General features: G+C 63.6%; 19 protein-coding genes and 1 tRNA gene. 16 read left to right on the forward strand and 4 right to left on the reverse strand.

The window, feature by feature from the left end:
- Positions 1-16: 16 nt before the first annotated feature.
- The 13 genes from AC56DV_RS01970 (at position 17) to AC56DV_RS02030 (ending at position 13,912) form a co-directional block, all read left to right on the forward strand.
- Positions 17-1,555 (forward strand): SpoVR family protein, encoded by a 1,539-nt coding sequence (locus tag AC56DV_RS01970; RefSeq protein WP_496312625.1) that lies wholly within the window; start codon positions 17-19, stop codon positions 1,553-1,555.
- Between the two features lie 492 nt (positions 1,556-2,047).
- A complete protein-coding gene (locus AC56DV_RS01975) occupies positions 2,048-2,710 on the forward strand; it encodes an energy transducer TonB (protein WP_496312626.1) in 663 nt (220 codons plus the stop codon).
- 81 nt (positions 2,711-2,791) lie between these two features.
- Positions 2,792-3,727, forward strand: a complete 936-nt coding sequence (locus AC56DV_RS01980; protein ID WP_496312627.1) for a MotA/TolQ/ExbB proton channel family protein — start codon at positions 2,792-2,794, stop codon at positions 3,725-3,727.
- Between the two features lie 5 nt (positions 3,728-3,732).
- On the forward strand, positions 3,733-4,158 hold the full coding sequence (locus AC56DV_RS01985) for an ExbD/TolR family protein (RefSeq protein WP_496312628.1): 426 nt from the start codon (positions 3,733-3,735) through the stop codon (positions 4,156-4,158).
- An 83-nt stretch (positions 4,159-4,241) separates the two neighbouring features.
- Positions 4,242-4,673, forward strand: a complete 432-nt coding sequence (locus AC56DV_RS01990) for an ExbD/TolR family protein (protein WP_496312629.1) — start codon at positions 4,242-4,244, stop codon at positions 4,671-4,673.
- A 68-nt stretch (positions 4,674-4,741) separates the two neighbouring features.
- Positions 4,742-5,965, forward strand: coding sequence for a tetratricopeptide repeat protein (locus AC56DV_RS01995; protein WP_496312630.1), 1,224 nt, complete (start codon positions 4,742-4,744; stop codon positions 5,963-5,965).
- A 157-nt stretch (positions 5,966-6,122) separates the two neighbouring features.
- Complete coding sequence (locus AC56DV_RS02000) at positions 6,123-7,106, forward strand: bifunctional riboflavin kinase/FAD synthetase (RefSeq protein WP_496312631.1); 984 nt, start codon at positions 6,123-6,125, stop codon at positions 7,104-7,106.
- Positions 7,107-7,182: 76 nt separating this feature from the next.
- A complete protein-coding gene (gene ileS, locus AC56DV_RS02005) occupies positions 7,183-10,047 on the forward strand; it encodes an isoleucine--tRNA ligase (protein WP_496312632.1) in 2,865 nt (954 codons plus the stop codon).
- A gap of 66 nt (positions 10,048-10,113) precedes the next feature.
- Positions 10,114-10,623, forward strand: a complete 510-nt coding sequence (gene lspA, locus AC56DV_RS02010) for a signal peptidase II (protein ID WP_496312633.1) — start codon at positions 10,114-10,116, stop codon at positions 10,621-10,623.
- Positions 10,624-10,643: 20 nt separating this feature from the next.
- Complete coding sequence (coaBC, locus tag AC56DV_RS02015; RefSeq protein WP_496312951.1) at positions 10,644-11,864, forward strand: bifunctional phosphopantothenoylcysteine decarboxylase/phosphopantothenate--cysteine ligase CoaBC; 1,221 nt, start codon at positions 10,644-10,646, stop codon at positions 11,862-11,864.
- A gap of 5 nt (positions 11,865-11,869) precedes the next feature.
- Positions 11,870-12,319 carry a dUTP diphosphatase gene (gene dut / locus AC56DV_RS02020; RefSeq protein WP_496312634.1) on the forward strand — a complete coding sequence of 150 codons (450 nt, stop codon included), beginning with the start codon at positions 11,870-11,872 and terminating at the stop codon, positions 12,317-12,319.
- A gap of 55 nt (positions 12,320-12,374) precedes the next feature.
- Positions 12,375-13,487 carry a M48 family metalloprotease gene (locus tag AC56DV_RS02025; RefSeq protein ID WP_496312952.1) on the forward strand — a complete coding sequence of 371 codons (1,113 nt, stop codon included), beginning with the start codon at positions 12,375-12,377 and terminating at the stop codon, positions 13,485-13,487.
- Positions 13,487-13,912 (forward strand): surface-adhesin E family protein, encoded by a 426-nt coding sequence (locus AC56DV_RS02030; RefSeq protein ID WP_496312635.1) that lies wholly within the window; start codon positions 13,487-13,489, stop codon positions 13,910-13,912. The genes AC56DV_RS02025 and AC56DV_RS02030 overlap by 1 nt, the downstream gene beginning before the upstream one ends.
- Positions 13,913-13,929: 17 nt before the next feature.
- Here AC56DV_RS02030 and AC56DV_RS02035 read toward each other — a convergent pair whose 3' ends face one another.
- Positions 13,930-17,217 carry a metallophosphoesterase gene (locus AC56DV_RS02035; RefSeq protein WP_496312636.1) on the reverse strand — a complete coding sequence of 1,096 codons (3,288 nt, stop codon included), beginning with the start codon at positions 17,215-17,217 and terminating at the stop codon, positions 13,930-13,932.
- A 112-nt stretch (positions 17,218-17,329) separates the two neighbouring features.
- Between AC56DV_RS02035 and AC56DV_RS02040 the strand changes: the two genes are divergently transcribed.
- From AC56DV_RS02040 to AC56DV_RS02050, 3 genes are all read left to right on the forward strand, one after another.
- Positions 17,330-18,352 carry an XdhC family protein gene (locus tag AC56DV_RS02040; protein ID WP_496312637.1) on the forward strand — a complete coding sequence of 341 codons (1,023 nt, stop codon included), beginning with the start codon at positions 17,330-17,332 and terminating at the stop codon, positions 18,350-18,352.
- Between the two features lie 88 nt (positions 18,353-18,440).
- Positions 18,441-19,331, forward strand: a complete 891-nt coding sequence (locus AC56DV_RS02045; RefSeq protein ID WP_496312638.1) for a DMT family transporter — start codon at positions 18,441-18,443, stop codon at positions 19,329-19,331.
- Positions 19,328-20,233 (forward strand): DNA-3-methyladenine glycosylase 2, encoded by a 906-nt coding sequence (locus AC56DV_RS02050; RefSeq protein WP_496312639.1) that lies wholly within the window; start codon positions 19,328-19,330, stop codon positions 20,231-20,233. Before AC56DV_RS02045 ends, AC56DV_RS02050 begins: the two co-directional genes overlap by 4 nt.
- Here the strand turns inward: AC56DV_RS02050 and AC56DV_RS02055 are convergent, their stop codons facing one another.
- The 3 genes from AC56DV_RS02055 to AC56DV_RS02065 form a co-directional block, all read right to left on the reverse strand.
- Positions 20,234-22,492 carry a hypothetical protein gene (locus AC56DV_RS02055; protein ID WP_496312640.1) on the reverse strand — a complete coding sequence of 753 codons (2,259 nt, stop codon included), beginning with the start codon at positions 22,490-22,492 and terminating at the stop codon, positions 20,234-20,236.
- Entirely contained in the window at positions 22,489-23,280 is a 792-nt protein-coding gene (locus AC56DV_RS02060) for a hypothetical protein (RefSeq protein ID WP_496312641.1), read from the reverse strand. Before AC56DV_RS02060 ends, AC56DV_RS02055 begins: the two co-directional genes overlap by 4 nt.
- 603 nt (positions 23,281-23,883) lie before the next feature.
- Positions 23,884-23,960: transfer RNA gene (locus tag AC56DV_RS02065), tRNA-Met, on the reverse strand.
- Between the last annotated feature and the right edge of the window lie 148 nt (positions 23,961-24,108).

The raw sequence follows: 24,108 nt of genomic DNA on the forward strand, positions 1-24,108 counted from the left end.
TATAAGCAGGCGAGATATGAACCAGATGACCAAACGCCAACCGCATCCGCGCGCGCTGCCCGAGCAGTCCGAGTGGACCTTCGAACTGATCGAGCAGGCGCACGAGGAAATCCGCCGCGTGGCCCAGAACTTCGGCCTGGACACCTACCCCAACCAGCTGGAAATCATCACCGCCGAGCAGATGATGGACGCCTACACCTCGGTGGGCATGCCGGTCTCCTACAACCATTGGTCGTTCGGCAAGCATTTCCTGTCCACCGAGAAAGGCTACAAGCGCGGGCAGATGGGGCTGGCCTACGAGATCGTCATCAACTCCAATCCCTGCATCGCCTATCTGATGGAGGAGAACAGCCTGACCATGCAGGCGCTGGTGATCGCGCACGCGGCCTACGGCCACAATTCCTTCTTCAAGGGCAACTACCTGTTCCGCACCTGGACCGACGCCGAGGCCATCGTCGACTACATGGTGTTCGCCAAGAACTACATCGCCGAGTGCGAGCAGCGCCACGGCATCGACGCGGTCGAGCTGCTGCTCGATTCCTGCCACGCGATCCAGAACTACGGCGTGGACCGCTACAAGCGCCCGGCCAAGCTGTCGCTGTTCCAGGAGCAGCAAAAGCAGAAGGAGCGCGAAGCCTACCTGCAGTCGCAGATCAACGAGCTGTGGCGCACCCTGCCGCGGCGCGACGAGGAGGAGGTCGACAAGCCGATGCCGCGCTTCCCGCCCGAGCCGGAAGAGAACCTGCTGTACTTCATCGAGAAGTACGCGCCGCTGCTGGAGCCGTGGCAGCGCGAGATGGTGCGCATCGTGCGCAAGATCAGCCAGTACTTCTACCCGCAGCGCCAGACCCAGGTGATGAACGAGGGCTGGGCCACGTTCTGGCACTACACCATCTTGAACCAGTTGTACGACGAGGGCGTGGTGGCCGAGGGCTTCATGATGGAATTCCTCAAGAGCCACACCAACGTGGTGTTCCAGCCGCCGGTGCACAGCCCCTATTACAGCGGGATCAACCCGTATGCGCTCGGTTTCGCGATGATGACCGACATCCGCCGCATCTGCGAGAACCCGACGGCGGAGGACCGCGAATGGTTCCCCGACATCGCCGGCAGCGACTGGCGCAAGACGCTGGACTTCGCCATGCGCAACTTCAAGGATGAAAGCTTCATCGCCCAGTACCTGTCGCCGCGCCTGATACGCGAGTTCCACTTCTTCGCCGTGCTGGACGACGACAAGAACGAAAAGCTCAACGTGTCGGCCATCCACGACGAGCTGGGCTACCGCTACGTGCGCCAGCAGCTGGCCGAGCAGTACAACCTGGGCAACCGCGAGCCCAACATCCAGGTCTGGTCGGTCAACACGCGCGACGACCGCGCCCTGACCTTGCGCCATACCCAGTTCAACCGGCGCCCGCTGAACCAGCAGGCCAACGAGGTGCTCAAGCACGTGGCGCGGCTGTGGGGCTTCGATGTCCACCTGGAAACAGTCGATCCGCATGGCAATGTTATCAACACCCTGGAAGTCAAGCGCGAGAAGCGCAACCGCGGCGGTTGAAGTCCACCGGGGCGCCGCGCCCCATTCCCCCACTGCGCCGCGCGCCCCAGCCGCGCGGCGCATATAGATAGAACAATTTTTAAGACCACCTTAACGGGCGCCCGTCAGCAAAATTCTTCTATACTATCCATATTGCCAGCGTGCTTGAGTTGCATGGAAGCAACGGTAGAGACCAACTTTTACACGGCTGGTCAGGCCAACGCCGTAATTAAATTCCGTTTTTCGGCGGAATAATAAACATCGTGAAGGGGTGAAAAAATACTCCCCAAAAACGTGCCGGGAAGTCTTGCTTTTTGTGCCAGAACGGTGCAGCGGCGGGCCGGAAAACGCAGCTAAGCACATGAAATTTAACCGGTTTTAGGAAGCAAAATTCTATGTAAATTGAGGAATTCGTATGTATAATTCGCCGACGTCCCGGATGCGGCTGGAGCTTTTTGTCGCCATAACGGGGTTCGAGGTAGTACAAAAGAGTTGGTATTGGAGAAAGCAGGCATGAATTTCACGCATAACGAGAAGGACGCCAAGAAGAATCTAACTGGCATAACCGTCGTGGTCTTGTTGCACGTCCTGGTTGCTTACGGAATCATCACGGGACTGGGCAAGCGCTTGGTGGCCAAAATGATCGAACCCGTAGAAACCAAGATCATCGAGGAGGTGGCCCCACCTCCTCCAAAAGAACTGCCGCCACCGCCACCACCGCCAGAGATGAAGGCACCACCACCGCCCTTCATTCCTCCGGTTGAGGTGAACGTGCAGCAGCCGCCGCCGCAGCAAAACGTGATCGCTAACGCGACCAACGTGAAACCTGCGACGAACGAACTGCAGAAAGCGCCGCCAGCTGCACCGCCAGCACCGCCAGCGCCGCCTGCAAAATCGGTACACGTGCCTGCAGTTGCCGACTTCAACACTTGCGCAAAACCAGAGTGGCCTAAATCCTCCCTGCGCAATGAAGAAACCGGTACGGTCACGTTATCGTTCCTGATTGGTGTAGACGGCCATGTCGTCGAATCCAAATTAGTGAAATCCAGTGGCTTCAGGGACTTGGACAAGGCCGCGATCGCCGGCATCTCCAAGTGCCGATTCAAGCCAGGCATGACCGACGGCAAGCCGGAGCAAGCGTGGATGCAAATGCAATACGTCTGGACGCTGGAATAAAAACCGGGGCAGCAACACCGTCCCACTTAGTACTTCGTTGACATTTCAGCGAACTGATTATTTTATCAATTTGGAGGAAGCATGTTTAAGAATACCCGTTTGTCCGCTGTACTGGCCGCTGTGCTGTTCTCGGTGACCGCAGCATCCGCTCTGGTCAGCGCCCCAGCCATGGCCGACGCGCCTGCCCCGGCCGCTTCGGCACCAGCAGCGGCTCCAGCGGATGCAGCGGCAGCTCCAGCAGCTCCAGCAGACGCAGCAGCTCCAGCAGCAGACGCAGCAGCACCGGCAGCAGCAGCACCAGCAGGCCACGAAGAAGTTGAAAACCCATTCGGCTTCAAAGCCGTATGGGACGGCGGTTTCGTTTCCCGCGCCACCCTGATCATCCTGACCATCATGTCGATGGGTTCGTGGTACATCATCGTTACCAAGCTGATCGACCAGGCCAAGATCTTCAAGCAGTCGAAAGAAACCGCTGCCAAGTTCTGGAAAGCATCGTCGATCGCCGCCGGCGCAGCGACCCTGACCGACGGCTCGCCATTCCGCTTCATCGCTGAAACCGGCACCAAGGCCACCGCGCACCACGACGGCGCCCTGCTGGAACAAATCGACCTGTCGACCTGGGTGACCATGTCGATCCAGCGCGCCGTGGACAAAGTCCAGTCGCGCCTGCAAGACGGCCTGTCGTTCCTGGCAACCGTTGGTTCGACCTCGCCGTTCATCGGTCTGTTCGGTACCGTTTGGGGTATTTACAATGCACTGATCAACATCGGTATGACCGGTAACGCGTCGATCGACAAAGTTGCAGGCCCAGTGGGTGAAGCACTGATCATGACCGCCTTCGGTCTGTTCGTGGCAGTTCCAGCCGTTCTGGGTTACAACTGGCTGGTGCGTCGTAACAAGTCCGCAATGGAAGACGTGCGCGCCTTCTCCGCCGACGTGCACTCGGTGCTGATCTCGGGCGCAATGTCGACCGCTGACTCGGCCATCCGTGCTGGCGGCGCTAAAAAGATTGGATAATAACCATGTCGATGTCCGTAGGCTCCGATAGCGGAGAAGATCAGGTAATGTCAGAAATCAACACGACGCCCCTCGTGGACATCATGTTGGTTCTGCTGATTATCTTTCTGATTACGAGCCCGGTCGTTCTCAAGCTGCAGAAGATTCAACTGCCGACCGAGACCAACCAGGTAATTCAGACCAAACCGGAAGACGTCAACATCGTTGTTAACAAGGATGGCGACATCTACTGGAATCAAAAGAAAATGGCGGACACGAATGAGTTGTTCGATTTTCTGAAAAAAGAGGCCGTGAAACTGCCGCAGCCGGAAGTACACGTACGTGGTGACCAAGAAACCAAGTACGAAGCAATCGGCAAAGTGATCTTCACGACTCAGCGTGCTGGTATCCAGAAGGTCGGTTTCATCACCGAACCGCCTGACAAGGGCTAAGGGCGCAGGCCTCAGACCCTACTCTGCCCCGGCCGGCCGTATTGGCCGGGGCAAGTCCAGTCACCTTCTACAAAGGAAACACCATGAGTATGAATGTCGGTTCGTCGTCCGCAGCGGATGCGGATCCCGAACCAATGATGGAAATGAACATGACGCCGCTGATCGACGTCATGCTGGTACTGATCATCATGCTGATCATCACCATTCCGAAAGCTAATCACTCGGTGAACTTGAACATGCCGGTGGGCACCCCGCCACCGCCGACCAAGGACCCAGTGGTTATTACGATTGACGTCGACTTCGACGGTACGATTCTGTGGGATAACCAGGTTGTTCCTGACCGCGCTACCCTGGAATCGAAACTGGTCGCCGTGGCAGCGCAAGCTGACCAGCCCGAGGTGCATCTGCGCCCCAACAAGCTGGTGTCGTACAAATCGGTGGCAGGCGTGATGGCTTCGGCCCAGCGTCTGGGTGTGACCAAGATTGGTCTGGTCGGCAACGAGCAGTTCCAGTAATCCGTACTATTTTCCGCGATAGGCAGGTCTTCCTGCCTATTTCGTTTTTACAGAAAGAATACTTCCTCATGACCAAGTTTCGTCTCGCTCATCTCGGCCTGGTGATGGCCGCCATCGGTTTCACCGCTGCCGCCCCGTTGACCGGTCTGACCTCGGTCGCCTACGCTGCTGACGCCGTCAGCGCCGCCGTCGGCAAACCGCTGCAGGAAGCACAGAAGCTGACGAGCTCCGGCAAGCACAAGGAAGCGCTGGCCAAACTGAAGGAAGCCGACGCAGTTGGCGGCAAAACCGAATTCGAGAAATACCAGATTGAGCGCGTGCGCGCCGCCGCAGCCGCCGCCGCCCGCGACAACGACACCGCTATCCGCGCCTTCGAAGCCGTGATCAACTCCGGCCGCCTGTCCGCCGGCGAAAGCGCCAACTTCACCAAGGGCCTGGCCGGCATGTACTACGGCGCCAAGGACTACCCGAAAGCCATCACCTGGATCCAGCGCGCGCTGAAGGACAGCCCGAACGACGCCACCATGCACGACCTGCTGGTGCAGACCTACTACATCAGCGGCAAGTACGCCGAAGCGGCCAAGGAACTGCAAGCCGGCGGCAAGCAGTCCGAGTCCAACCTGCAGATGCTGGCCAACATCCAGCTGAAGCAGAACGACAAGGCCGGCTACGTGGCCACGCTGGAAAAACTGGCCGGCAACTACCCGAAAACCAGCTACTGGGCCGACCTGCTGAACCGCGTGGCCGGCAAGCCTGGCTTCTCGAGCACGCTGAACCTGGACCTGCTGCGCCTGAAAATGGCGCTGGGCCTGCTGTCCAAGCCGAACGAGTACATGGAAATGGGCCAGCTGTCGCTGCAAGTGGCCAACCCGGCTGAAGCGCTGAAAGTGATCGAGCAAGGCTACAAGAAGGGTGCCCTGGGCACCGGCGCCGACGCCGGCCGCCACCAGCGCCTGAAAGACCTGGCCGTGAAGACCGAAGCGGAAGCCGTGAAAAACCGCGCCGCCGCCGAAGCCGAGTTCATCAAGAACAAGGACGCCGACGGCCTGGCCAACCTGGGCTACGCCATGGTCAGCGAAGGCAAGGGCGACGCCGGCCTGAAACTGATGGACCAAGCCATCAAGTTCGGCACCGCGCGCCGTCCTGAAGAAATGAAGCTGCACTACGGCCAGGCGCAAGCGATTGCCGGCAAGAAAGCCGCCGCCATCGCCACGCTGAAGTCGGTCAAGGGCACTGCAGGCGAAGCCGAACTGGCCCGCTACAACATCATGCAGATCAACCACCCGATGTAATTGCCCCCTGCGGGAAAGCAAGCGCTGCCGGCTCACGCCCGCAGCGCTTTTTTGCTTTTTATGGTGCAGCGCAGTGATTAGCAGTGTTTCCCCATGTGAATCCGGCCAACAGTCCGTATAATCCCCCATTTAGCCCAGTTTTTCGCTCCAGATTCCCATGAAGGTATTTCGCGGACTTCCCAATGCAGCGGCGCGCGCGCCCTGCGCGCTGACGATAGGCAACTTCGACGGCGTCCACCTCGGCCACCAGGCGCTGCTGGCGCAGGTGCGCGCCGCCGCCGACCAGCTGGGCCTGGAGGCCGCCGTGATGACCTTCGAGCCGCACCCGCGCGAGTTCTTTGCGCACAAGGCGGGCGACCTGAGCAAGGCGCCGGCCCGCATCGCCAACCTGCGCGACAAGCTGCAGTCGCTGGAGAATAACGGCATCGACCGCGTCATCGTCGAGCATTTCAGCAATGCCTTCGCCTCGCTCACGCCGCAGGAATTCACCGAGAACGTGCTGGTGGACGGCCTGCACGTGAAATGGCTGATGGTGGGCGACGACTTCTGCTACGGCGCGCGCCGCGCCGGCAACGTGGCCATGCTGATCGAGGCCGGCCGCCAATACGGCTTCGAAGTGCACACGCTGCCCACGGTGATGAAGGGCTCGACCCGCATCTCCTCCTCGGCCGTGCGCGCCGCGCTGTCCGAGGGCGACTTCCGGCACGCCGAGCAGCTGCTGGGCCATCCGTACTCGATTTCCGGCCACGTGATCCACGGGGCCAAGCTGGGCCGCACCATCGGCTATCCCACGCTGAACCTGCGCGTGCCGCACCGCCCTGCCCTGGGCGGCATCTTCATCGTGCAGGTGCACGGCCTGGACGACAGCCGCGGCCCGCTGCCGGCCGTGGCCAGCCTGGGCGTGCGCCCCACCGTGGAAGACGCCGGCCGGGTGCTGCTGGAAGTGCACATCTTCGACTACGCCCAGTCCTGCTACGGCAAAAACGTGCGCGTGGAATTCCTGCAGAAGATCCGCGACGAAGAGAAGTTCATCGACCTGCCCACCCTGACGGCGGCCATCGACCGCGACGCCGAACTGGCGCGCGCCTGGTTCGCCAGGCGCACCAGCAGCGGCGCCGTCAACGCCACCGACCGAATTTGACCCGCGCCGCAGCCCGCCGGCTGCAAGCAAGCGCTGGTCCCCCAAAGCACACAGATACACAAACTTGAAGATCGCTATGTCCGACAACAAACCAAAGAAGGCTGAAAGCAAGTACCCGGTCAACATGACCGAAACCCCGTTCCCGATGCGCGGCGACCTCGCCAAGCGCGAGCCGAACTGGGTCAAAGACTGGCAAGAGAAGAAGATCTACCACCGCATCCGCAAGGCCGCCGCCGGCCGCCCGAAATTCGTGCTGCACGACGGCCCGCCGTACGCCAACGGCGACATCCATATCGGCCACGCCGTCAACAAGGTGCTCAAGGACATGGTGGTCAAGGCCCGCACCCTGGCCGGCTACGACGCGCCCTACGTGCCGGGCTGGGACTGCCACGGCATGCCGATCGAGATCCAGATCGAAAAACTGCACGGCAAGAACCTGCCGACCGCCGACGTGCTGACCAAGGCCCGCGCCTACGCCTACGAGCAGGTCGAGCGCCAGAAGAAGGACTTCATCCGCCTGGGCGTGCTGGGCGAGTGGGAGAACCCTTACCTGACCATGAACTACTCCAACGAAGCCGACGAGCTGCGCGCCCTCGGCACGCTGCTGGAGAAGGGCTACGTCTACCGCGGCCTGAAGCCGGTGAACTGGTGCTTCGACTGCGGCTCGGCGCTGGCCGAGGCGGAAGTGGAATACCAGAACAAGCGCGACCCGGCCATCGACGTCGGCTTCGCCTTCCATGAATTCGACAAGCTGGCCACGGCTTTCGACCTGCCGGCCCTGCCGACGCAGAACGGCTTCATCGTCATCTGGACCACCACGCCGTGGACCATCCCGTCCAACCAGGCGCTGAACGTGCACGCCGAAGTGAAATACGCGCTGGTGCAGGCCGAACGCGACGGCCAGCCGCTGCTGCTGATCCTGGCGCAAGACCTGGTGGAATCCTGCCTGGCGCGCTACAAGCTGGACGGCACCACCATCGGCACCTGCATGGGCCAGGACCTGGCCGGCATCAGCTTCAAGCACCCGCTGCACGCGCGCGACGCCTTCTACGACCGCCTGTCGCCGGTCTACCTGGCCGACTACGTGACCACCGAGAGCGGCACCGGCGTGGTGCACTCGGCGCCGGCCTACGGCCAGGACGACTTTATCTCCTGCAAAGCGCACGGCCTGAAGGACGACGAGATCCTCAAGCCGGTGATGGGCGACGGCAAATACGTGTCCACCCTGCCGCTGTTCGGCGGCCTGACCATCTGGGAGGCCTCCAAGCCGATCTGCGACGCGCTGCGCGAAGCGGGCGCGCTGTTCGAACTGAAGATGTTCGACCACAGCTATATGCACTGCTGGCGCCACAAGACCCCCATCGTCTACCGCGCCACCTCGCAATGGTTCGCCGGCATGGACGCGCACCCGAAAGACGGCGGCCCGACCCTGCGCCAGACCGCGCTCAAAGCCATCGATGAAACCCGCTTCTTCCCGGACTGGGGCCAGGCGCGCCTGCACGGCATGATCGCCAACCGTCCGGACTGGACCCTGTCGCGCCAGCGCCAGTGGGGCGTGCCGATGGCCTTCTTCATCCACAAGGAAAGCGGCGACCTGCACCCGCGCACCCCGGAGCTGCTGGAACAGGTGGCGCAGCTGATCGAGAAGAACGGCATCGACGCCTGGCTGTCGCTCGACCCGGCCACCCTGCTGGGCGACGACGCCGCCCTGTACGAGAAGAACAAGGACACGCTGGACGTGTGGTTCGACTCCGGCACCACGCACCAGACCGTGCTGCGCGGCTCGCATAAAGAGCAGAGCGCCTTCCCGGCCGACCTGTACCTGGAAGGCTCGGACCAGCACCGCGGCTGGTTCCACTCCTCGCTGCTGACCTCCTCCATGCTGAACGGCGCCGCGCCCTACAAGGCGCTGCTGACGCACGGCTTCGTGGTCGACGGCGAAGGCAAGAAGATGTCCAAGTCGATCGGCAACACCGTGTCGCCGCAGGACGTGTCGAACAAGCTGGGCGCCGACATCCTGCGCCTGTGGGTGGCCGCCACCGACTACACCGGCGAGCTGTCGATCTCGGACGAAATCCTCAAGCGCGTGACCGAATCGTACCGCCGCATCCGCAACACGCTGCGCTTCCTGCTGGCCAACACCTCGGACTTCGACGCCAAGGCGAACGCCGTGCCGGTGGCCGAGCTGCTGGAGATCGACCGCTACGCGCTGGCCGACATGGCGCGCCTGCAGGCCGACATCGCCAGGCACTACGAGAACTACGAGTTCCACCCGGTGGTGTCCAAGCTGCAGAACTACTGCTCGGAAGACCTGGGCGGCTTCTACCTGGACATCCTGAAGGACCGCCTGTACACCTCGGCCGTCGATTCGCAGCAGCGCCGCTCGGCGCAGACCGCGCTGTGGCACATCACGCAAAGCCTGCTGCGCCTGATGTCGCCGATGCTGTCGTTCACCGCCGAGGAAGCGTGGGCGGTGTTCGCCGGCGCCGAAGCGTACCAGGCCAGCGACGAGACCATCTTCACGCAAACCTGGTGGGAACTGCCTGCCGTGGCGGACTCGGAAGCCCTGCTGGCCAAGTACGCCGCCCTGCGCGAAGTGCGCACCGGCGTGACCAAGCAGCTGGAAGACCTGCGCACCTCGGGCGCCATCGGCTCCTCGCTGCAGGCCGAGCTGGAGATCAAGGCCTTCGGCGACAAGTACCAGCTGCTGGCCAGCCTGGATGAGGACCTGAAGTTCGTCTTCATCACCTCGCAGGCCAAGGCGGTGCAAGTGGCGGCCGAAGCCGACGAAGCGGTGGCCGTGGCCGCATCGGCTGCCGCCAAGTGCGAGCGCTGCTGGCACTACCGCGCCGACGTGGGCGCGCACGTCGACCACCCGACCCTGTGCGGCCGCTGCCACAGCAATCTGTTCGGTGCGGGCGAGAAGCGCAAGTTCGCTTAAACTCCCCGGCGGGTCGGCGCAGCATCGCTGCGCCGACCCGCCCTACGCAACCCTATCCTGACCTCCATGGCATCCAAACCAAAAAGCTTCTCCTCCAAGTCCTCCGCCGGCGGCCTGACGCCATGGCTGGGGATTGCCTTCATCGTGCTGCTGCTCGACCAGATCACGAAAATCACCGTCAACAAGACCTTCCGCTGGGGCGAGGAAGTGGTGGTGACGCCCTTCTTCAACCTGGTGCTGGCCTACAACAAGGGCGCGGCGTTCAGCTTCCTGTCCAACGAGAGCGGCTGGCAGCGCTACTTCTTCACCGGCATCGGCATCGCCGCCGCGCTGTTCATCGTCTACCTCTTGAAAAAGCACGCCGGCCAGCGCATGTTCTGCTGGGCCCTGGCGCTGATCCTGGGCGGCGCGGTGGGCAACGTGATCGACCGCATCCTGTACGGCCACGTGGTGGACTTCCTGGACTTCCACTGGAAGGGCATCGGCCACTTCCCGGCCTTCAACATCGCCGACTCGGCCATCTGCGTCGGCGCCGCGCTGTTCATCCTGGATGAACTGCGCAGGGTGAACAAGTAAAACCAAGTAGGAGCAGCATGATGGAATTGACCGGCAAAAAAATCGTCCTCGGCCTGTCCGGCGGCGTGGCCTGCTACAAGGCGGCGGAACTGTGCCGCGCGCTCACGCGCGAAGGCGCTTCCGTGCAAGTGGTGATGACCGACGCGGCCACCCACTTCATCACCGCCGTCACCATGCAGGCGCTGTCCGGCAAGCCGGTCTACACCAGCCAGTGGGACCCGCGCGTGGACAACAACATGGCCCACATCGACGTGACCCGCAACGCGGACGCGATCCTGATCGCGCCCTGCTCGGCGGACTTCATCTACAAGCTGGCGCACGGCGTGTGCGACGACCTGCTCTCCACCATGTGCCTGGCCCGTCCGCGCACGGTGCCGCTGCTGGTGGCGCCGGCCATGAACGTGGAAATGTGGCAGAACCCGGCCACCCAGCGCAACGTCCAGCAGATCAAGGACGACGGCGTGCAGGTGTTCGGTCCCGCCGCCGGCGAACAGGCTTGCGGCGAAGTGGGCCTGGGCCGCATGCTCGAAGCCGAGCAGCTGCTGGCCGAACTGATCGCCGCCTTCCAGCCGAAGGTCCTGGCCGGCAAGCGCATCCTGATCACCGCCGGCCCCACCTTCGAAGCCATCGATCCGGTGCGCGGCATCACCAATCTGTCCTCCGGCAAGATGGGCTACGCCGTGGCGCGCGCCGCGCGCGAAGCGGGCGCCGACGTGGTGCTGATCTCCGGCCCCACCGCCCTGCCCACGCCGTTCGGCGTGCAGCGCATCAACGTGCAAAGCGCGCTGCAGATGCACGACGAAGTGCTGTCGGCGGTGCACGGCCAGCACGTCTTCATCTCGGTGGCCGCCGTGGCCGACTGGCGCGTGGCCAATCCCAGCACGCAGAAGATGAAGAAGAAGGGCGACGGCACCGTGCCGGACCTGAAGTTCGAGCAGAACCCGGACATCCTGGCCACCGTGGCCACCCGCACCAACCTGGCCGGCTACCCTTACTGCGTGGGCTTCGCCGCCGAATCCGAGAACCTGCTCGAATACGGCGCGGCCAAGCGCGAGAAGAAGGGCATCCCGCTGCTGGTCGGTAATATCGGCCACCAGACCTTCGGCCAGGACGACAACACCATTATCCTGTTCGACGAAAACGGCCACACCATCCTGCCGCGCGCCGACAAGCTCACGCTGGCGCGCCAGCTGATTTCCGAAATCTCCAAACGCATCGACAAGCACTCGCTGTTCCAATAGGACATATGAAAAACGTAGACGTAAAAATTCTCGACCCGCGCATGAAAGACCAGCTGCCGGCCTACGCCACCCCCGGCAGCGCCGGCCTGGACCTGCGCGCCTGCATCGACGCGCCCATCGTCATCGAGCCCGGCCAGACCGTGCTGGTGCCCACCGGCCTGGCCATCCACATCGCCGATCCGGGCTACGCCGCCATGATCCTGCCGCGCAGCGGCATGGGCCACAAGAACGGCATCGTGCTCGGGAATCTGGTAGGCTTGATCGACTCCGACTACCAGGGCCAGCTGATGGTATCGACCTGGAACCGGGGTCAAAACACGTTTACGCTGAACCCGATGGAACGCCTGGCGCAACTGATTATCGTGCCGGTGCTGCAGGTGGGCTTCAACGTGGTGGAAGAATTCGGCGGCAGCGAACGCGGCGAAGGCGGCTTCGGCAGCACCGGCAAACACTAAGGAAATTCGAATGGCAGGCAAGGCGCAAGCATTGGCAAACGCATCGGCAAACGCAATGGTGACGGAACAGGCAGCAGGCAGGCCGGTGGGCAGGACGCTGGCGACCGCCGCGGCAACGCTGGCGGTGGCGCTGCTGTCGGCCTGCTCCACGTTTGCGCCGCAAACCAGCGCGCCGCAGCCCGGCCCCGCCGTGCCGGCGCCCGCCGAACCGCAGCAGCCGGTGGTCACCGCCAGGATGGCCGCCGCGCAGGACGCGCTGCGCGTCATGGTGAACCTGCAGGACCGCCTGTCGCGCGTGTCCGCCCCGCTGCTGATCAACAATGCCGACCTGTGCAAGAGCATGGCGCGCAACCTGCTCGGCTTCACCGCGCAGAACCGCTATTCCTACCCCGGCGAATTCTCGGACGCGGCGCACGCCGTGCTGGGCTACGGCGAACGCCTGCAGGTCAGTTCCGTGCTGGCCGGCAGCGGCGCCGCGCGCGCCGGCCTGCGCAAGGGCGACGGCCTGGTGGCGGTGGAAGGCAAGTCCCTGCCGGGTGGCCCGGACGCCGAATCGCAGGCGGCCGAAGTGCTTGGCCCGCTGGTGGGCAAGCAGGCCGCGCTGGACATGACCATCGCCCGCAACGGCAACAACCAGACGCTCAAGGTGCCCGTCACGCGCGCCTGCGCCATCCGCGTCCACCTCGGCAACGCCGACAACATCAATTCCTATGCCGACGGCCAGCGCGTGCTGATCACGCGCGGCATGATGAACTTCGCCCAGAGCGACGAGGCCATCGCCTATGTGCTGGCCAAGGACATCGCCCACAACGTGCTGGGCCACGCCGGCGCCATGCGCAATTCGGCCACCGTTGGCAGCATGATCGACAACCTGGTGCGCACCAAGCCGGACCTGTCGCTGCTGATCGGCAGCGGCGGCATCAAGCCGGTGCCGCAGGACCTGGACACGGCGGCCGACAACCTGGCGCTGTACATGCTGGCGCGCGCCGGCTACAACATCGAGCGCGCCAAGCCGTTCTGGCAGCGCCTGTCGTCGCAATACCCGGCCTCGGTGTTGAACGGCTACACCGCCCTGCATCCCTCCACTTCCGCCCGTTTTGCCGCCATCGACAAGGGCGTGGCCGAGATCAAGGCCAAGCTGGTGGCGAAGAAGCCGCTGGTGCCGTAATGCAGCGCGCCGCCCTGCCGCTGCTGGCGGCGCTGCTCCTCCCGGTCGCGGCCCAGTCGGCCCAAGGCGCCAACTGGAGCAAGCTGTCCGGCAACGGCGCGGCCACGCTCTACATCGACAAGGCCAGCGTGGCCAGGGTGGAGGACGCCGGCGAAGACGCCCGCAAGGCCTGGACCCTGGTTTCCCACAGCAAGCCGCAAATGTCCGCCGACGGCAAGACCTACCGCTCCCTGAAAGCCCAGTACCTGTACTCCTGCAAGGAGCGCAGCGTGACGCTGCTGGCGCAGACCTTCTACCCCGCCACCCTGGCGCGCGGCGAGGCGGTCGGCAATTTCAAGTACGAGCAGTACGACGCGGAAAAGCCGGCTCCCGGCAGCCACACCGAAACCGCCCTCAAGTACGTGTGCCGCCGCAAGCTGCGCTAAAGCGCGGCGGCCTGGCCTCAATCAACTTTTCCGGACAGTTTGTCCCTGATCGCGCCGCTATAGTGATCCGAACATCCCAGTTCTGCCGCGCGATCCAGCAGGTCTCTGGTTGCTGCAAAATTGCCCAGCCCGAATTGGTAATCAGCCTCCGAGTTGTATAAAAATGTATTCCTTTCCCCGGACATGATTCTCTCTTGCCGTAACATGGATGCTTCATCGCTTCTGCCTCGGGCATCCAGCAGGCGGTATCTCGCCGATTCCGTATAGCCATTCGCGCAGCCGCGTTGCACAGCCAAATCGATAATCGCTCCAGCTTTCTTCAAATTTCCGATTTCAATTTGATAATCGGCCTCGGAGTTGTAAAACGTCACGCTGGCGTCCCCGCGGTCGATCCACAGGTTGCGCAGCGCCGATGCAGCCACCTTCTCCCCCTTGGCTTCCAGCACCTCCGCGCGGGTGAACTCGGTATAGGAGTCGGCATTCCCATGCGACACGGCCAAGTCCAGATAATAAAGCGCGCCGTCAAAATTACCGCTCTGCAGCTGATAGGACGCCTCGGCCGTATAAAAAGCCGGGTTTCCCGCGCGCTCGCGAATCCGCGCCTGGCGCAGGACGGACGCTCCGGCCACATCGCCTATGACAGCTAGACAGTCCGCCTCGATGGACTGGACGATTGCATCCACTGCGGTCGGATACAATTCGCGGGCCTCCGCAAGCCGGCGCAGAAAATCTTCGGCGCCATGCTTGCCCTGCAACAGCAGGGCCTTACCAAGATTGGCAAAGTACGGCGGAAAATCCGGTCGCAGCTTATGCGCATTCTCGAAAGCCGACAACACCTCCTCGGGCGCTCCGCTGCCTTCCTTCTGCAGCCGCTCGCCCAGGAATCGCCACGCCATATGATCACGCGGGTCCAGTTTGGTAATCAGTCTCAGTACCTGCACCCGTTGCGTCGCCGACGCACGGCTCTGGCGCAATTTCTCATCATGGCTCCACAGCCGTTCGATCGTCCATCGGGACGTTCCGCTCAGCAGTTTGTGGGCTATCCGGTCCATGCCGTGGATGTCGCCGGCCGATAGCAGGTGATGGAATGCCTCGAGCGCCCGCCTGACGTTCGGATGCGTAACCCGGCTGCTGTGGCCCAGCTGATTCAGCCAGCACTCGGCAATGGTGCCGTGCAGGCTTTGCAGCTTGGCGATTTGAGCGTCGCTGACACTCTTGACATACACAAGCTCTTCATCGCTACTGGAGTCCCCGTACCCCATCCTCCCGCGCAGCCAGGCGGATATGAAGCCGTGCAAATAGTAGTTGCCCTGGCTGGCATCGCTCGGCAGCAAGCACCTTTTATCCAGCCCGTCCCAAGCGCCCAACACGGACAATTTCTCTTCCAGCAGATCGGCATGATCATGCGGTATTTCATCGCGATACAAAGCGAGCGCACTGAGCAAATCGCGCTCGACCGGCGAGAGCACCGAATCAAAAAGATCCCGCAACAAATAGTCTTCTACGCGTTCCTCTGCCGCATTAATGTACCGCTGCCGGACATCGAGCGGCGTAACGCCGAGGCCTTTCGCCACTTCAATCATCAGCTGAATCGCTTGCGGATGAGCTTGCTCTCCCTGCCCGCCACCCAGCCACTGATACAGCTGAAGCAGCTTGTTGCCGCTATACGTCCACTCGGCCTCGCTGCCGGACGGCGCCACATCACTCAGCCAATGGGACAGCGTCGGGCGGTCCAATCCCGGCAACTCGACTTGGCAGCAATTCGCCGCAAACACGGTGGGACTCGGCCGTTCGCGCAATTCAAAAATCCAGCGCCAGCGGGCTCCGAAAGCTTGCCGCAGTGCGGAAAAGAGCTTGCCCAGCGATGGGTCGCGCCAACCATTTGCATTGAACCATTGATGTGCCATGTCGATCCAGATACATGCAGGCTGGACATTCTGATATCGGCTGGCCAACTGCCCCGCCATGGCCGGCACATCGCCCGTCGGCGCGACCGGTTGCTCAGTCGTATCGCGCAGCAGGGGAACCAGCTGACGGAACAGGTAATCCGCGTCATAGCCCACGCCGGCCGTTATCCGGAACAACTCTTTCCCCTGCAAAGATGGCTCGGTGGCCAGTCTTCTGATGAAGGAAGTCTTGCCGTTGCCCCGCATGCCATACAGCACCAGCACGGACTTGGATTTCAACTCCTCGTTCACCGAGGCCAGCAGTTTATCGCGCCCATACAATTTCCCCGTCGCTGCGGACCGATTTTCCAGACTGAACGCAGGCTCGGCCAGGCTCCGTTTCGCGCTTTCCGGCGCCGGCGCCGGCGGCCTATCGTATCCGTCAACAGTCACCGGCCAAATTCCATCCGGCGCCTTGGGCGGCATCACATGTTTGGCCCAATAATCGTCGCGCGGTTTATAGGTAAACAACTTGATGTTCGCCGCCCCCGTCTGCGAATCGAATTCAACGGAATTAATCCCGAACTCGTCTTCCTGCATCGCTCCGACAGCACCCGCGCTGACTTTAATGCAGCGCCCCTCCTCCACCCAACTGTTATGCTTGTGGCCGTTCAACCAGAAATTGAATCCGCTGTCAATTCTCCTGCCGGCGAGATCCTGCTCGGCCTGATTCAACCAGTCGATCGGATGGTGTATCAAACCAATGCGGAGCTGGGCATTTTTCAACGCCGCCTTAGCCTTGTTGAACTGCCACTGCCCTGCCAGCCAAAGGTGCCGATCATCCTCGTCCCCGGCACAGCTCCATGCCGAATTAAACCCAGCCACACCGACCGATACACCGTCGATCTCCAGCAAACTGGTGTAAACATGTGATTCGGCATCATACTGGTGCGGAGCAACCCGTTTGATAAATTCTCCGTAATCAGCCAGCCGCTCCATATTTTGCCGATAGGAGAAGTCCTTCTCGTCAAACTCCTGATTAATAGCACTTTCGTGGCGTCGCGCATCCCTGGACTTGTTGATCAACTCTTCCTGAGCATGGCGGTTGATTTTTTTCCTGTTGACATCATGATTTCCGGGCACAAAAAACACGCGCTCCCGCGCCAGTCCGCCGCAGCACTGCCGCAAATCATTAAAAAATTCTTCAGCTTGCTCGTATTGCGTGGTCATCGCGGCATTGCCGACCTCACCGAATGCGATGTCTCCGGTGCAAAAAATGAGATGTGGAAGCGTCATTTCGCCCGACCGGAACTTCGACGAGAGAAAACTTAGCAAGGACGTTCTTGCCGGGACTTCCCGCCAACCGCCTTTCTTCTGAAAGTGGATATCGGAGATATGAAGCCAAACCAGACCAGTCATGTTTTCCCAACCATTGGATGCCAAAAAGGGAATTACTTTTACCGCAGACCAACTAAAAATGCAACAAGGGCCAGGGACACCCATCCGCTCGCGCCGTAGTATAGTTAAGGCCATGGACAGCATAGACCTCGAAGTACTCAAAACCAGCGCCGCCTGGGTGGCCGCCGGCCACCGCGCCGAACTGGTCACCGTCATCAAAACCTGGGGCTCCAGCCCGCGCCCGATCGGCGCCACGCTCGCCATCTGCGACGACGGCCGCGTGGTCGGCTCGGTCTCGGGCGGCTGCATCGAGGACGACCTGATCGCCCGCGTGCGCGAACAGGGCATCACGCGCAGCGCGCCGGAAGTGGTCAGCTACGGCATCACCGCCGACGAGGCGCACCGCTTCGGCCTGCCCTGCGGCGGCACCATCGAACTGGCCATCGAGCCGCTGGGCGCGCACAGCCGCATCGCCGAGCTGCTGGACATGCTGGAGCAGCGCCAGCTGGTTGAGCGCCGCCTGGATTTGGCCACCGGCGCGGTGCAGCTGGCGCACACCACCGCCGGCAATGTGCTGGAGCTGGGCGCAGGGGAACTGGTCACCCAGCACGGCCCGCGCTGGCGCCTGCTCATCATCGGCGCCGGCCAGCTGTCGCGCTTCCTGGCGCAGATCGCCACCGCCATGGACTACCACGTCACCGTGTGCGACCCGCGCGAGGAATACCGCGCCGGCTGGCAGGTCGACGGCGTGCAGCTGGTGCACGCCATGCCGGACGACCTGGTGCTGGAGATGCGCCTGGACCACCGCAGCGCCGTGGTGGCGCTGACGCACGACCCCAAGCTGGACGACCTGGCGCTGATGGAAGCGCTCAAGTCGGACGCCTTCTATGTCGGCGCCATCGGCTCGCGCGTGAACAACGCCAAGCGCCGCGAGCGCCTGGTGCAGTTCGACGTGACCGAAGCGCAGCTGGACAAGCTGCACGGCCCCATCGGCCTGTACATCGGCAGCAAGACCCCGGCCGAAATCGCCATCTCCATCCTGGCCGAAATGACGGCGGTGAAGAACGGCGTGCCGGCCGCGCTGCAAGTCAAGCACGCCGCCTCGCCGGAAGCGCCGTCCACGCCGGACGCGCCGAACGCCTGCGTAGTTACCTGAACGAATTCAAAAGCAAGAACCGGCTGGCGCCTACCAGGCGCCGGCCGCACAATGGCGCCGCCTGACCACCCTTTAGACCGAGCCCTCCATGAGCACTGCCAACCTGCTGCGCCTTATCCTGCTTGCCGCCATCTGGGGCGGCTCCTTCCTCTTCATGCGCATCGCCGCGCCGGTGCTCGGGCCGGCGGTGCTGATCGAATACCGCGTGGTGTTCGCCTCGCTGTTCCTGCTGGCGGTGGCGCTGCTGATGAAAAAGCCGCTCGACCTGCGCCAGAACTGGAAGCACTACCTGATCCTGGGCTTCTTCAACTCCGCCCTGCCCTTCCTGCTGTACGCCTACGCCGCGCGCACCCTGTCCGCTTCCGTGATGGCGGTGCTGAACGCCACCGCGCCGATCTGGGGCGCCGTCATCGGCGCCGTGTGGCAGCGCCAGATGGTGTCCGCGCGCGTGATGCTGGGCCTGGTCATGGGCACCGGCGGCGTGGCGCTGCTGGTCGGCTTCGACCATGCCAGTTCGCGCGAAGGCGCCGGGCTGGCCATCGCCGCCGCATTGTTCGCGGCATTCAACTACGGCATCGCCAGCACCTACGCCAAGTCGGCCAGGACCGTGGAGCCGTTCGCCAACGCGCACGGCAGCATGTGGGCCGCCTCGCTGCTGGTGCTGCCGTCGCTGGCTTTCTTCCCGCAGCCGGGCCAGGCCACCGCCGGCATCATGGGCGCGGCACTGGCGCTGGGCGTGGTGTGCAGCGGCGTGGCCTACCTGCTGTATTACCGCCTGATCCGCGACGTCGGCCCCACCTCGGCGCTGACCGTCACTTTCCTCAGCCCGCTGTTCGGCATCCTGCTGGGCACCGTGTTCCTGGGTGAAGTAGTGGGCTGGTACACCATTGTCGGTTCGGCCATCGTCATCGTCGGCACCGCCCTGGTGACCGGCTTCAAGCCGGGTTTCAGCTGGCTGCGCAAATCGGCCTCCGCATGAAGCACCGGATCGAACTGCCGCACGGCTACCGCCTGCACGACGTCCTCGCCTTCCACAGCCGCGACGCGGAAAGCGTGGCCGAGCAGATCAGCCCGGAACGGCTGCGCAAGGGCGTGGTGATGGATGGCGTGCCGCTGGTGCTCGATATCGCGCTGGGCAGCGCGGCCGCCGACTATACGGTGCACGCCGACCTGCCCGCCGCGCCGGCAGGCTTGCCGGCCGCGCTGGCTGCGCGAGCGCGCGACGCCGTGCTGAACGTGCTGGGCCTGCGCATCGATCCGCGGCCCTTCCTCGACTTCGCGGCGCAGGACGCGCTGCTGGGCGAGCTGTCGCGCCGCCAGCCCGGCCTGCGCATCGTGCAGTCGGCCACCGTGTTCGAAGCGCTGACCTGGGCCATCATCGGCCAGCAGATCAACCTGCCGTTCGCCATCTCGCTGCGCCGCACCTTCATCCTGCAGGCCGGCACGCAGCACAGCAGCGGCCTGTGGTGCTACCCGGACGCCGCCAGCGCCGCGCGCCTGCAAGTGGAAGACCTCACCAGCCGCAAGTTCTCGCGCGCCAAGGCCGAAACCCTGCTGCGCTTCGCCGCGCTGGTGGCCGGCGGCGAACTCGATCTGCAACCCGGCCCCGGCAACAGCATCGAAGACATCGGCAAGGCGCTGCTGGCGGTCAAAGGCATCGGCCCGTGGACCGTCAACTACGGCCTGCTGCGCGGCTACGGCTATCCCGACTGTTCGCTGCACGGCGACGTCGCCATCCGCGCCGCGCTGCAAGCGCTGCTGGGCGAGGACAGCAAGCCGGACATGCCGCGCGCCGAAGAAATCCTCAAGCGCTACGCGCCCCACCGCACCATGGCGGCGGCGCACCTGTGGGCCAGCCTGCACCCGCGCCAGGAAGACTGACTAGAAGAAGTACTTGGTCTGCCTGGCCCACTTGCTGTTCGGGTAGTGCTTGTGCAGCAGGTTGAAGGCCTCCTTCGAATACTGTGCGCGCAGCTGCTCCTTCTCTTCCTTGTCGGTGCCGTACGGGCACTCCATGCGGGTGGACGCCACCAGGAAATGCAGCGCCTTCGGCGCTTCCTCGTCGTTCGGCTTCTGCTTCGCCCACGCCAGCAAGGTGGGCGCGATGAACTCGGTGCGCAGCGGAAGCTTCAGCAGCACCTGCTGCTCCCTGCTTGCCGCCTCCCGCTGCTCCGCGCTCAGATAGCGCGGCGGCTGCGCCGGATCGGCCAAGGGCTGCTCCATGCCGCCCGAACGGCAGCCCCAGTTGCGGCTGCGGCCTTGCGCATCGATCACGGACGGGTTCAGCTCCGGCGTATTCACCAGGATCAGCGCCCCGGCCAGCTTGCGCTCCGCGCCGCTGGCCGCCTTGCGGTAGCGCGCGTACAGATGCTCGGTGGTCTTGCGGCCTTGCGCCACGCTGTCCAGCAGCGCCAGCGCGGTTGCCTCGTCGTTGAAGATCAGCGCGCGCGCCAGCATGGTTTCCTCCAACTGCCGGTGCCACTGCTGCGGCAGGCGCGGATGCGCCAGCAGGGCGCGCAGCTCGCTGGTGGGGAAATGGCGGTACACGCTGCGGCCGAAGTCCTCGTCGGTTTCGCCTTCGGCCGGCTTGCTGTCGATCGCCTCGCCCACTTCGACCGGGTCGAGCCTGCGCGGTGCGGCTTTCAGGAATTCATCCATGCTCCCTGCCGAGAACATCTTCAGCGCCAGATAACGGTTGCTGGTGGCGACCGACATGGCCTTGCCGTGGCTGGCCATCAAGCGGTCGATGTCCTTGTCGGCCTGCGCCGCCTGCTTCTCGGCGATGGCCAGGCGCGCCAGGTGGTATTGCAGCGTGAGGTACAGCGGGTGCTTGGCCGGCACGGCGGCGGCGGCCTTCTTCTCGGCCTCGCTCAAGTCTCCGGCATGGGCCAGCGTCAGCAGCGGCGCCAGCCATATGGCGCTATCGTCCTTGTGCTTCAGCCAGCGCGCGCGCAAGGTCGACAAGGCTTGGGCGCGCGCCTGCTGCACGTCTTTGCTGTTCGGGCTTTCGTAGACGTCCAGCGGCGCCTCCGCCTGCATGCTGCCTATCCACGCCGTCAGCGGCTCCTGAGCCGTGATCATGGCGCTGCGCGGCTGCCGGTCCAGCAGCACCAGGTAGTCGCTCAGCAGCCTGGGCGTCTCGGCGCTGAACGGCTCCTGCTCCAGCCTGCGCGCCAGCACTGCGATGCGGGCCACCGGATCGAGGCGCGCGTCCACCAGCGAGATCATCTGCCTGGCCGGCGCGTAGGCCGGCGCCAGCGCCTCCAGTTCCTTGCGCGCCAGCGTCAGCTTCGCCGCGCGGTCCGGCGCCTTGCCGTCCTGCTCCAGCGTGGCGCTGCGTATCAGGCTGCGCGCAGCCAGGTAGCCGCCCAGCGTGCGCCAAGGCGATTTGCCGTCCTGCGCAACGGCCTGGAACTGCTTGCGCGCCGCGTCGAAATTGCGGGCGTAGAAATGCGCGGCAGCGGACTGGTAAGCCTGGTCGGCCTTCAGCCAGTCCGGCGCATTGGCCGGCACGGCGGGCGGCAGCTGCACCACGCGCTTCGGTTGGGGCGAGCCGTACTGGTAGGCTGGCTCCTCGCAATTGGCAAACACCGCATCCTGCCCTTGCAGCCAGGCCTTGTGCCATTGATCCGGCTTGCCTCCCGCGCCGAGCTGCGCACGCGCCTTCAACGTCAGCGCCGCCTGCCTGAACGCGTCGGCGTGGCAGTTGACGTAGCTGGCGTGATCCACGTCCGCCATGACGTCGAGTTTGACATCGGCCAGGCCCCACTGCCTGGCGTACGCCGCGCGCTCCTTCAACCACGCGCCGGAACCGTTCTTCTCCGCTTCATAGCTGTAGTCCCAGTCGCTGCCTTTGCCCACGTGCCAGCGGTCCAGTTCCAGCGCGGCCAGTTGCTGCGGTGTGAGCGGCCGGCCTTTCGCGGCCTGGTACGCCAGGTATTGATAGACGCGCCAGTAGGTGCCCGGCAGCACGCCCAGATTGCCGCCCGCGAACTGGGACAGCACGCCGGGCGCCACCTGGAATTCGGATGCGAAGCGGTTGGCGCTGAAGCCGTCGCCGCCGCTGGACAGCGCAGGCTGCGGCAGCGCCGCGAGCAGCGCGGCGGCAATGATGGAAGGAAGGATGCGGAATCGTTTCATGGATAGGCTGAGTAAGAGTCTGGAGAAGTGTCCGGCGTGGTATTTCGCCGCATGGCGCGCCAGCTTGCGGCGGTCCACGAACGGGGAGAAAAGTAATAGCCGCGCGCGGCCACGCTGCGCAGCGGCGGCTCGTCGCTGGCGTAGCCTGCGGCGGCGCGGCAAACGGGTTGCGTGAAACCCTGGCGGTGCAGGCGCTGGCGCAAGGCATCCTGGCCCGGCCCCATGCGGAACGCCATCGGCACCACCTCGTCGGCCACGCCTGCCGGCAGCCAGGCGTCATCCATGCACCACGAGGCCAGCGCCGTCACCGACAGCGCGATGCGCGGGTCCAGTTGGCGGCGGATCTCGGCCATGGTCTGCGCCAGGAAGGGCCGCTGCGAGCGGCGCACTTCAAAGTCGAGCTGCACCACGCTGCGGTTGCCGCGCCGCGCCACGCGCAGCAGCTCCTGCACGATGCGCGCGGACTGCTGCGCGCTCAGCACCGGCGGCTCGCGCCACGACGCACCCACGTGCAGCACCGGCACCAGCGCCGCGCCGTCGGCCAGCAGCAGCGGCGCCGTGCGCGGATGGACCAGCGCGTCCCCGCCGCGCAGCAGGATGGTGGAGGCCACGTAGGCCACGCCCACATCGGCCGGCAGCCAGCGTAAATCCTCCGGCCGCTCCCAGGCCCACAGCATGCGCGCAGGCAGCTGCGCCAGCGCGGGATGCCCCGGAAGACCGGCCTGGCCATCCGCGCGCAGCGCCGAGCAGGCCACGCAAGCGAGCAGAAAGATGAGTAAGCGTTGCATACCCGACATCATAATGGAAACCCGCCACCCTTTGCGTTCCGTCAGCGCTTGCATCGCGGACGAGTCGTGATACTGATCAAGTGGGCAATTCGGGACGGTCAGCCGTACTGGCCCGTGAGCCATCTGCGCCGCTGCTTGCCACGAAGCGGCCGGCATCATCGCAGAGCCGGCGCGCGCGCAGAGCGCAGTTCTAGCCTGGCTTGCAATCGGCTGGCATGTCCTGTTCATTGTTGCATCTGCCGTACTCGTCACAGTCAGCACGACGGAGGCAACTTTGACGCCCCGCGCGGGCGATGAAGGCACCTTGGCGCCGCTGGTGCTAATATCAATTGCGGTCTCAGTGATAACGGCTGCCAGCTATTCTTTCACTCATTACCTTGCCGGGTCGCTTCTGTTGGCGGAGGGCACTATGATCAAGTGGTTTGCGGAATACATGGAAAGCCCGGAAACCGGCGCAAGCTGACACTACGGCTAGGCGTCTTCATGATCGTAGGCGGCGTCATCTTCAACCTCATCATGCTGTACGCGCTGCCCTTCCTGAAAAAATAAGCGCCCAAACGCAAAAGCCGTTGAACTCTTTCGAATTCAACGGCTTTCTGTATCTGGTTGCGGGGACAGGATTTGAACCTGTGACCTTCGGGTTATGAGCCCGACGAGCTGCCAGACTGCTCCACCCCGCGTCTGTATGAACGTATTATAGGGCAACTGGAGACTTTAGGCAATATCAATCCCAAAATCATCGATGATAGAGCCGATTTATCCATCAAGACGCCCGCATAGCTTGCGTTCGCGCTACGCGCAGGGCCTGCAATCGGTGTAAAGTAAGCA

The sequence above is a fragment of the Massilia sp. BGA-UO-ETr-WB1 genome (assembly GCF_059567845.1).

Excerpts from the sequence above, each read along its gene's own strand:
- AC56DV_RS01970 (WP_496312625.1), top strand. The coding sequence starts at position 17 with ATGAACCAGATGACCAAACGCCAACCGCATCCGCGCGCGCTGCCCGAG.
- AC56DV_RS01975 (WP_496312626.1), top strand. The coding sequence starts at position 2,048 with ATGAATTTCACGCATAACGAGAAGGACGCCAAGAAGAATCTAACTGGC.
- AC56DV_RS01980 (WP_496312627.1), top strand. The coding sequence starts at position 2,792 with ATGTTTAAGAATACCCGTTTGTCCGCTGTACTGGCCGCTGTGCTGTTC.
- AC56DV_RS01985 (WP_496312628.1), top strand. The coding sequence starts at position 3,733 with ATGTCGATGTCCGTAGGCTCCGATAGCGGAGAAGATCAGGTAATGTCA.
- AC56DV_RS01990 (WP_496312629.1), top strand. The coding sequence starts at position 4,242 with ATGAGTATGAATGTCGGTTCGTCGTCCGCAGCGGATGCGGATCCCGAA.
- AC56DV_RS01995 (WP_496312630.1), top strand. The coding sequence starts at position 4,742 with ATGACCAAGTTTCGTCTCGCTCATCTCGGCCTGGTGATGGCCGCCATC.
- AC56DV_RS02000 (WP_496312631.1), top strand. The coding sequence starts at position 6,123 with ATGAAGGTATTTCGCGGACTTCCCAATGCAGCGGCGCGCGCGCCCTGC.
- ileS (WP_496312632.1), top strand. The coding sequence starts at position 7,183 with ATGTCCGACAACAAACCAAAGAAGGCTGAAAGCAAGTACCCGGTCAAC.
- lspA (WP_496312633.1), top strand. The coding sequence starts at position 10,114 with ATGGCATCCAAACCAAAAAGCTTCTCCTCCAAGTCCTCCGCCGGCGGC.
- coaBC (WP_496312951.1), top strand. The coding sequence starts at position 10,644 with ATGGAATTGACCGGCAAAAAAATCGTCCTCGGCCTGTCCGGCGGCGTG.
- dut (WP_496312634.1), top strand. The coding sequence starts at position 11,870 with ATGAAAAACGTAGACGTAAAAATTCTCGACCCGCGCATGAAAGACCAG.
- AC56DV_RS02025 (WP_496312952.1), top strand. The coding sequence starts at position 12,375 with ATGGTGACGGAACAGGCAGCAGGCAGGCCGGTGGGCAGGACGCTGGCG.
- AC56DV_RS02030 (WP_496312635.1), top strand. The coding sequence starts at position 13,487 with ATGCAGCGCGCCGCCCTGCCGCTGCTGGCGGCGCTGCTCCTCCCGGTC.
- AC56DV_RS02035 (WP_496312636.1), bottom strand. The coding sequence starts at position 17,217 with ATGACTGGTCTGGTTTGGCTTCATATCTCCGATATCCACTTTCAGAAG.
- AC56DV_RS02040 (WP_496312637.1), top strand. The coding sequence starts at position 17,330 with ATGGACAGCATAGACCTCGAAGTACTCAAAACCAGCGCCGCCTGGGTG.
- AC56DV_RS02045 (WP_496312638.1), top strand. The coding sequence starts at position 18,441 with ATGAGCACTGCCAACCTGCTGCGCCTTATCCTGCTTGCCGCCATCTGG.
- AC56DV_RS02050 (WP_496312639.1), top strand. The coding sequence starts at position 19,328 with ATGAAGCACCGGATCGAACTGCCGCACGGCTACCGCCTGCACGACGTC.
- AC56DV_RS02055 (WP_496312640.1), bottom strand. The coding sequence starts at position 22,492 with ATGAAACGATTCCGCATCCTTCCTTCCATCATTGCCGCCGCGCTGCTC.
- AC56DV_RS02060 (WP_496312641.1), bottom strand. The coding sequence starts at position 23,280 with ATGCAACGCTTACTCATCTTTCTGCTCGCTTGCGTGGCCTGCTCGGCG.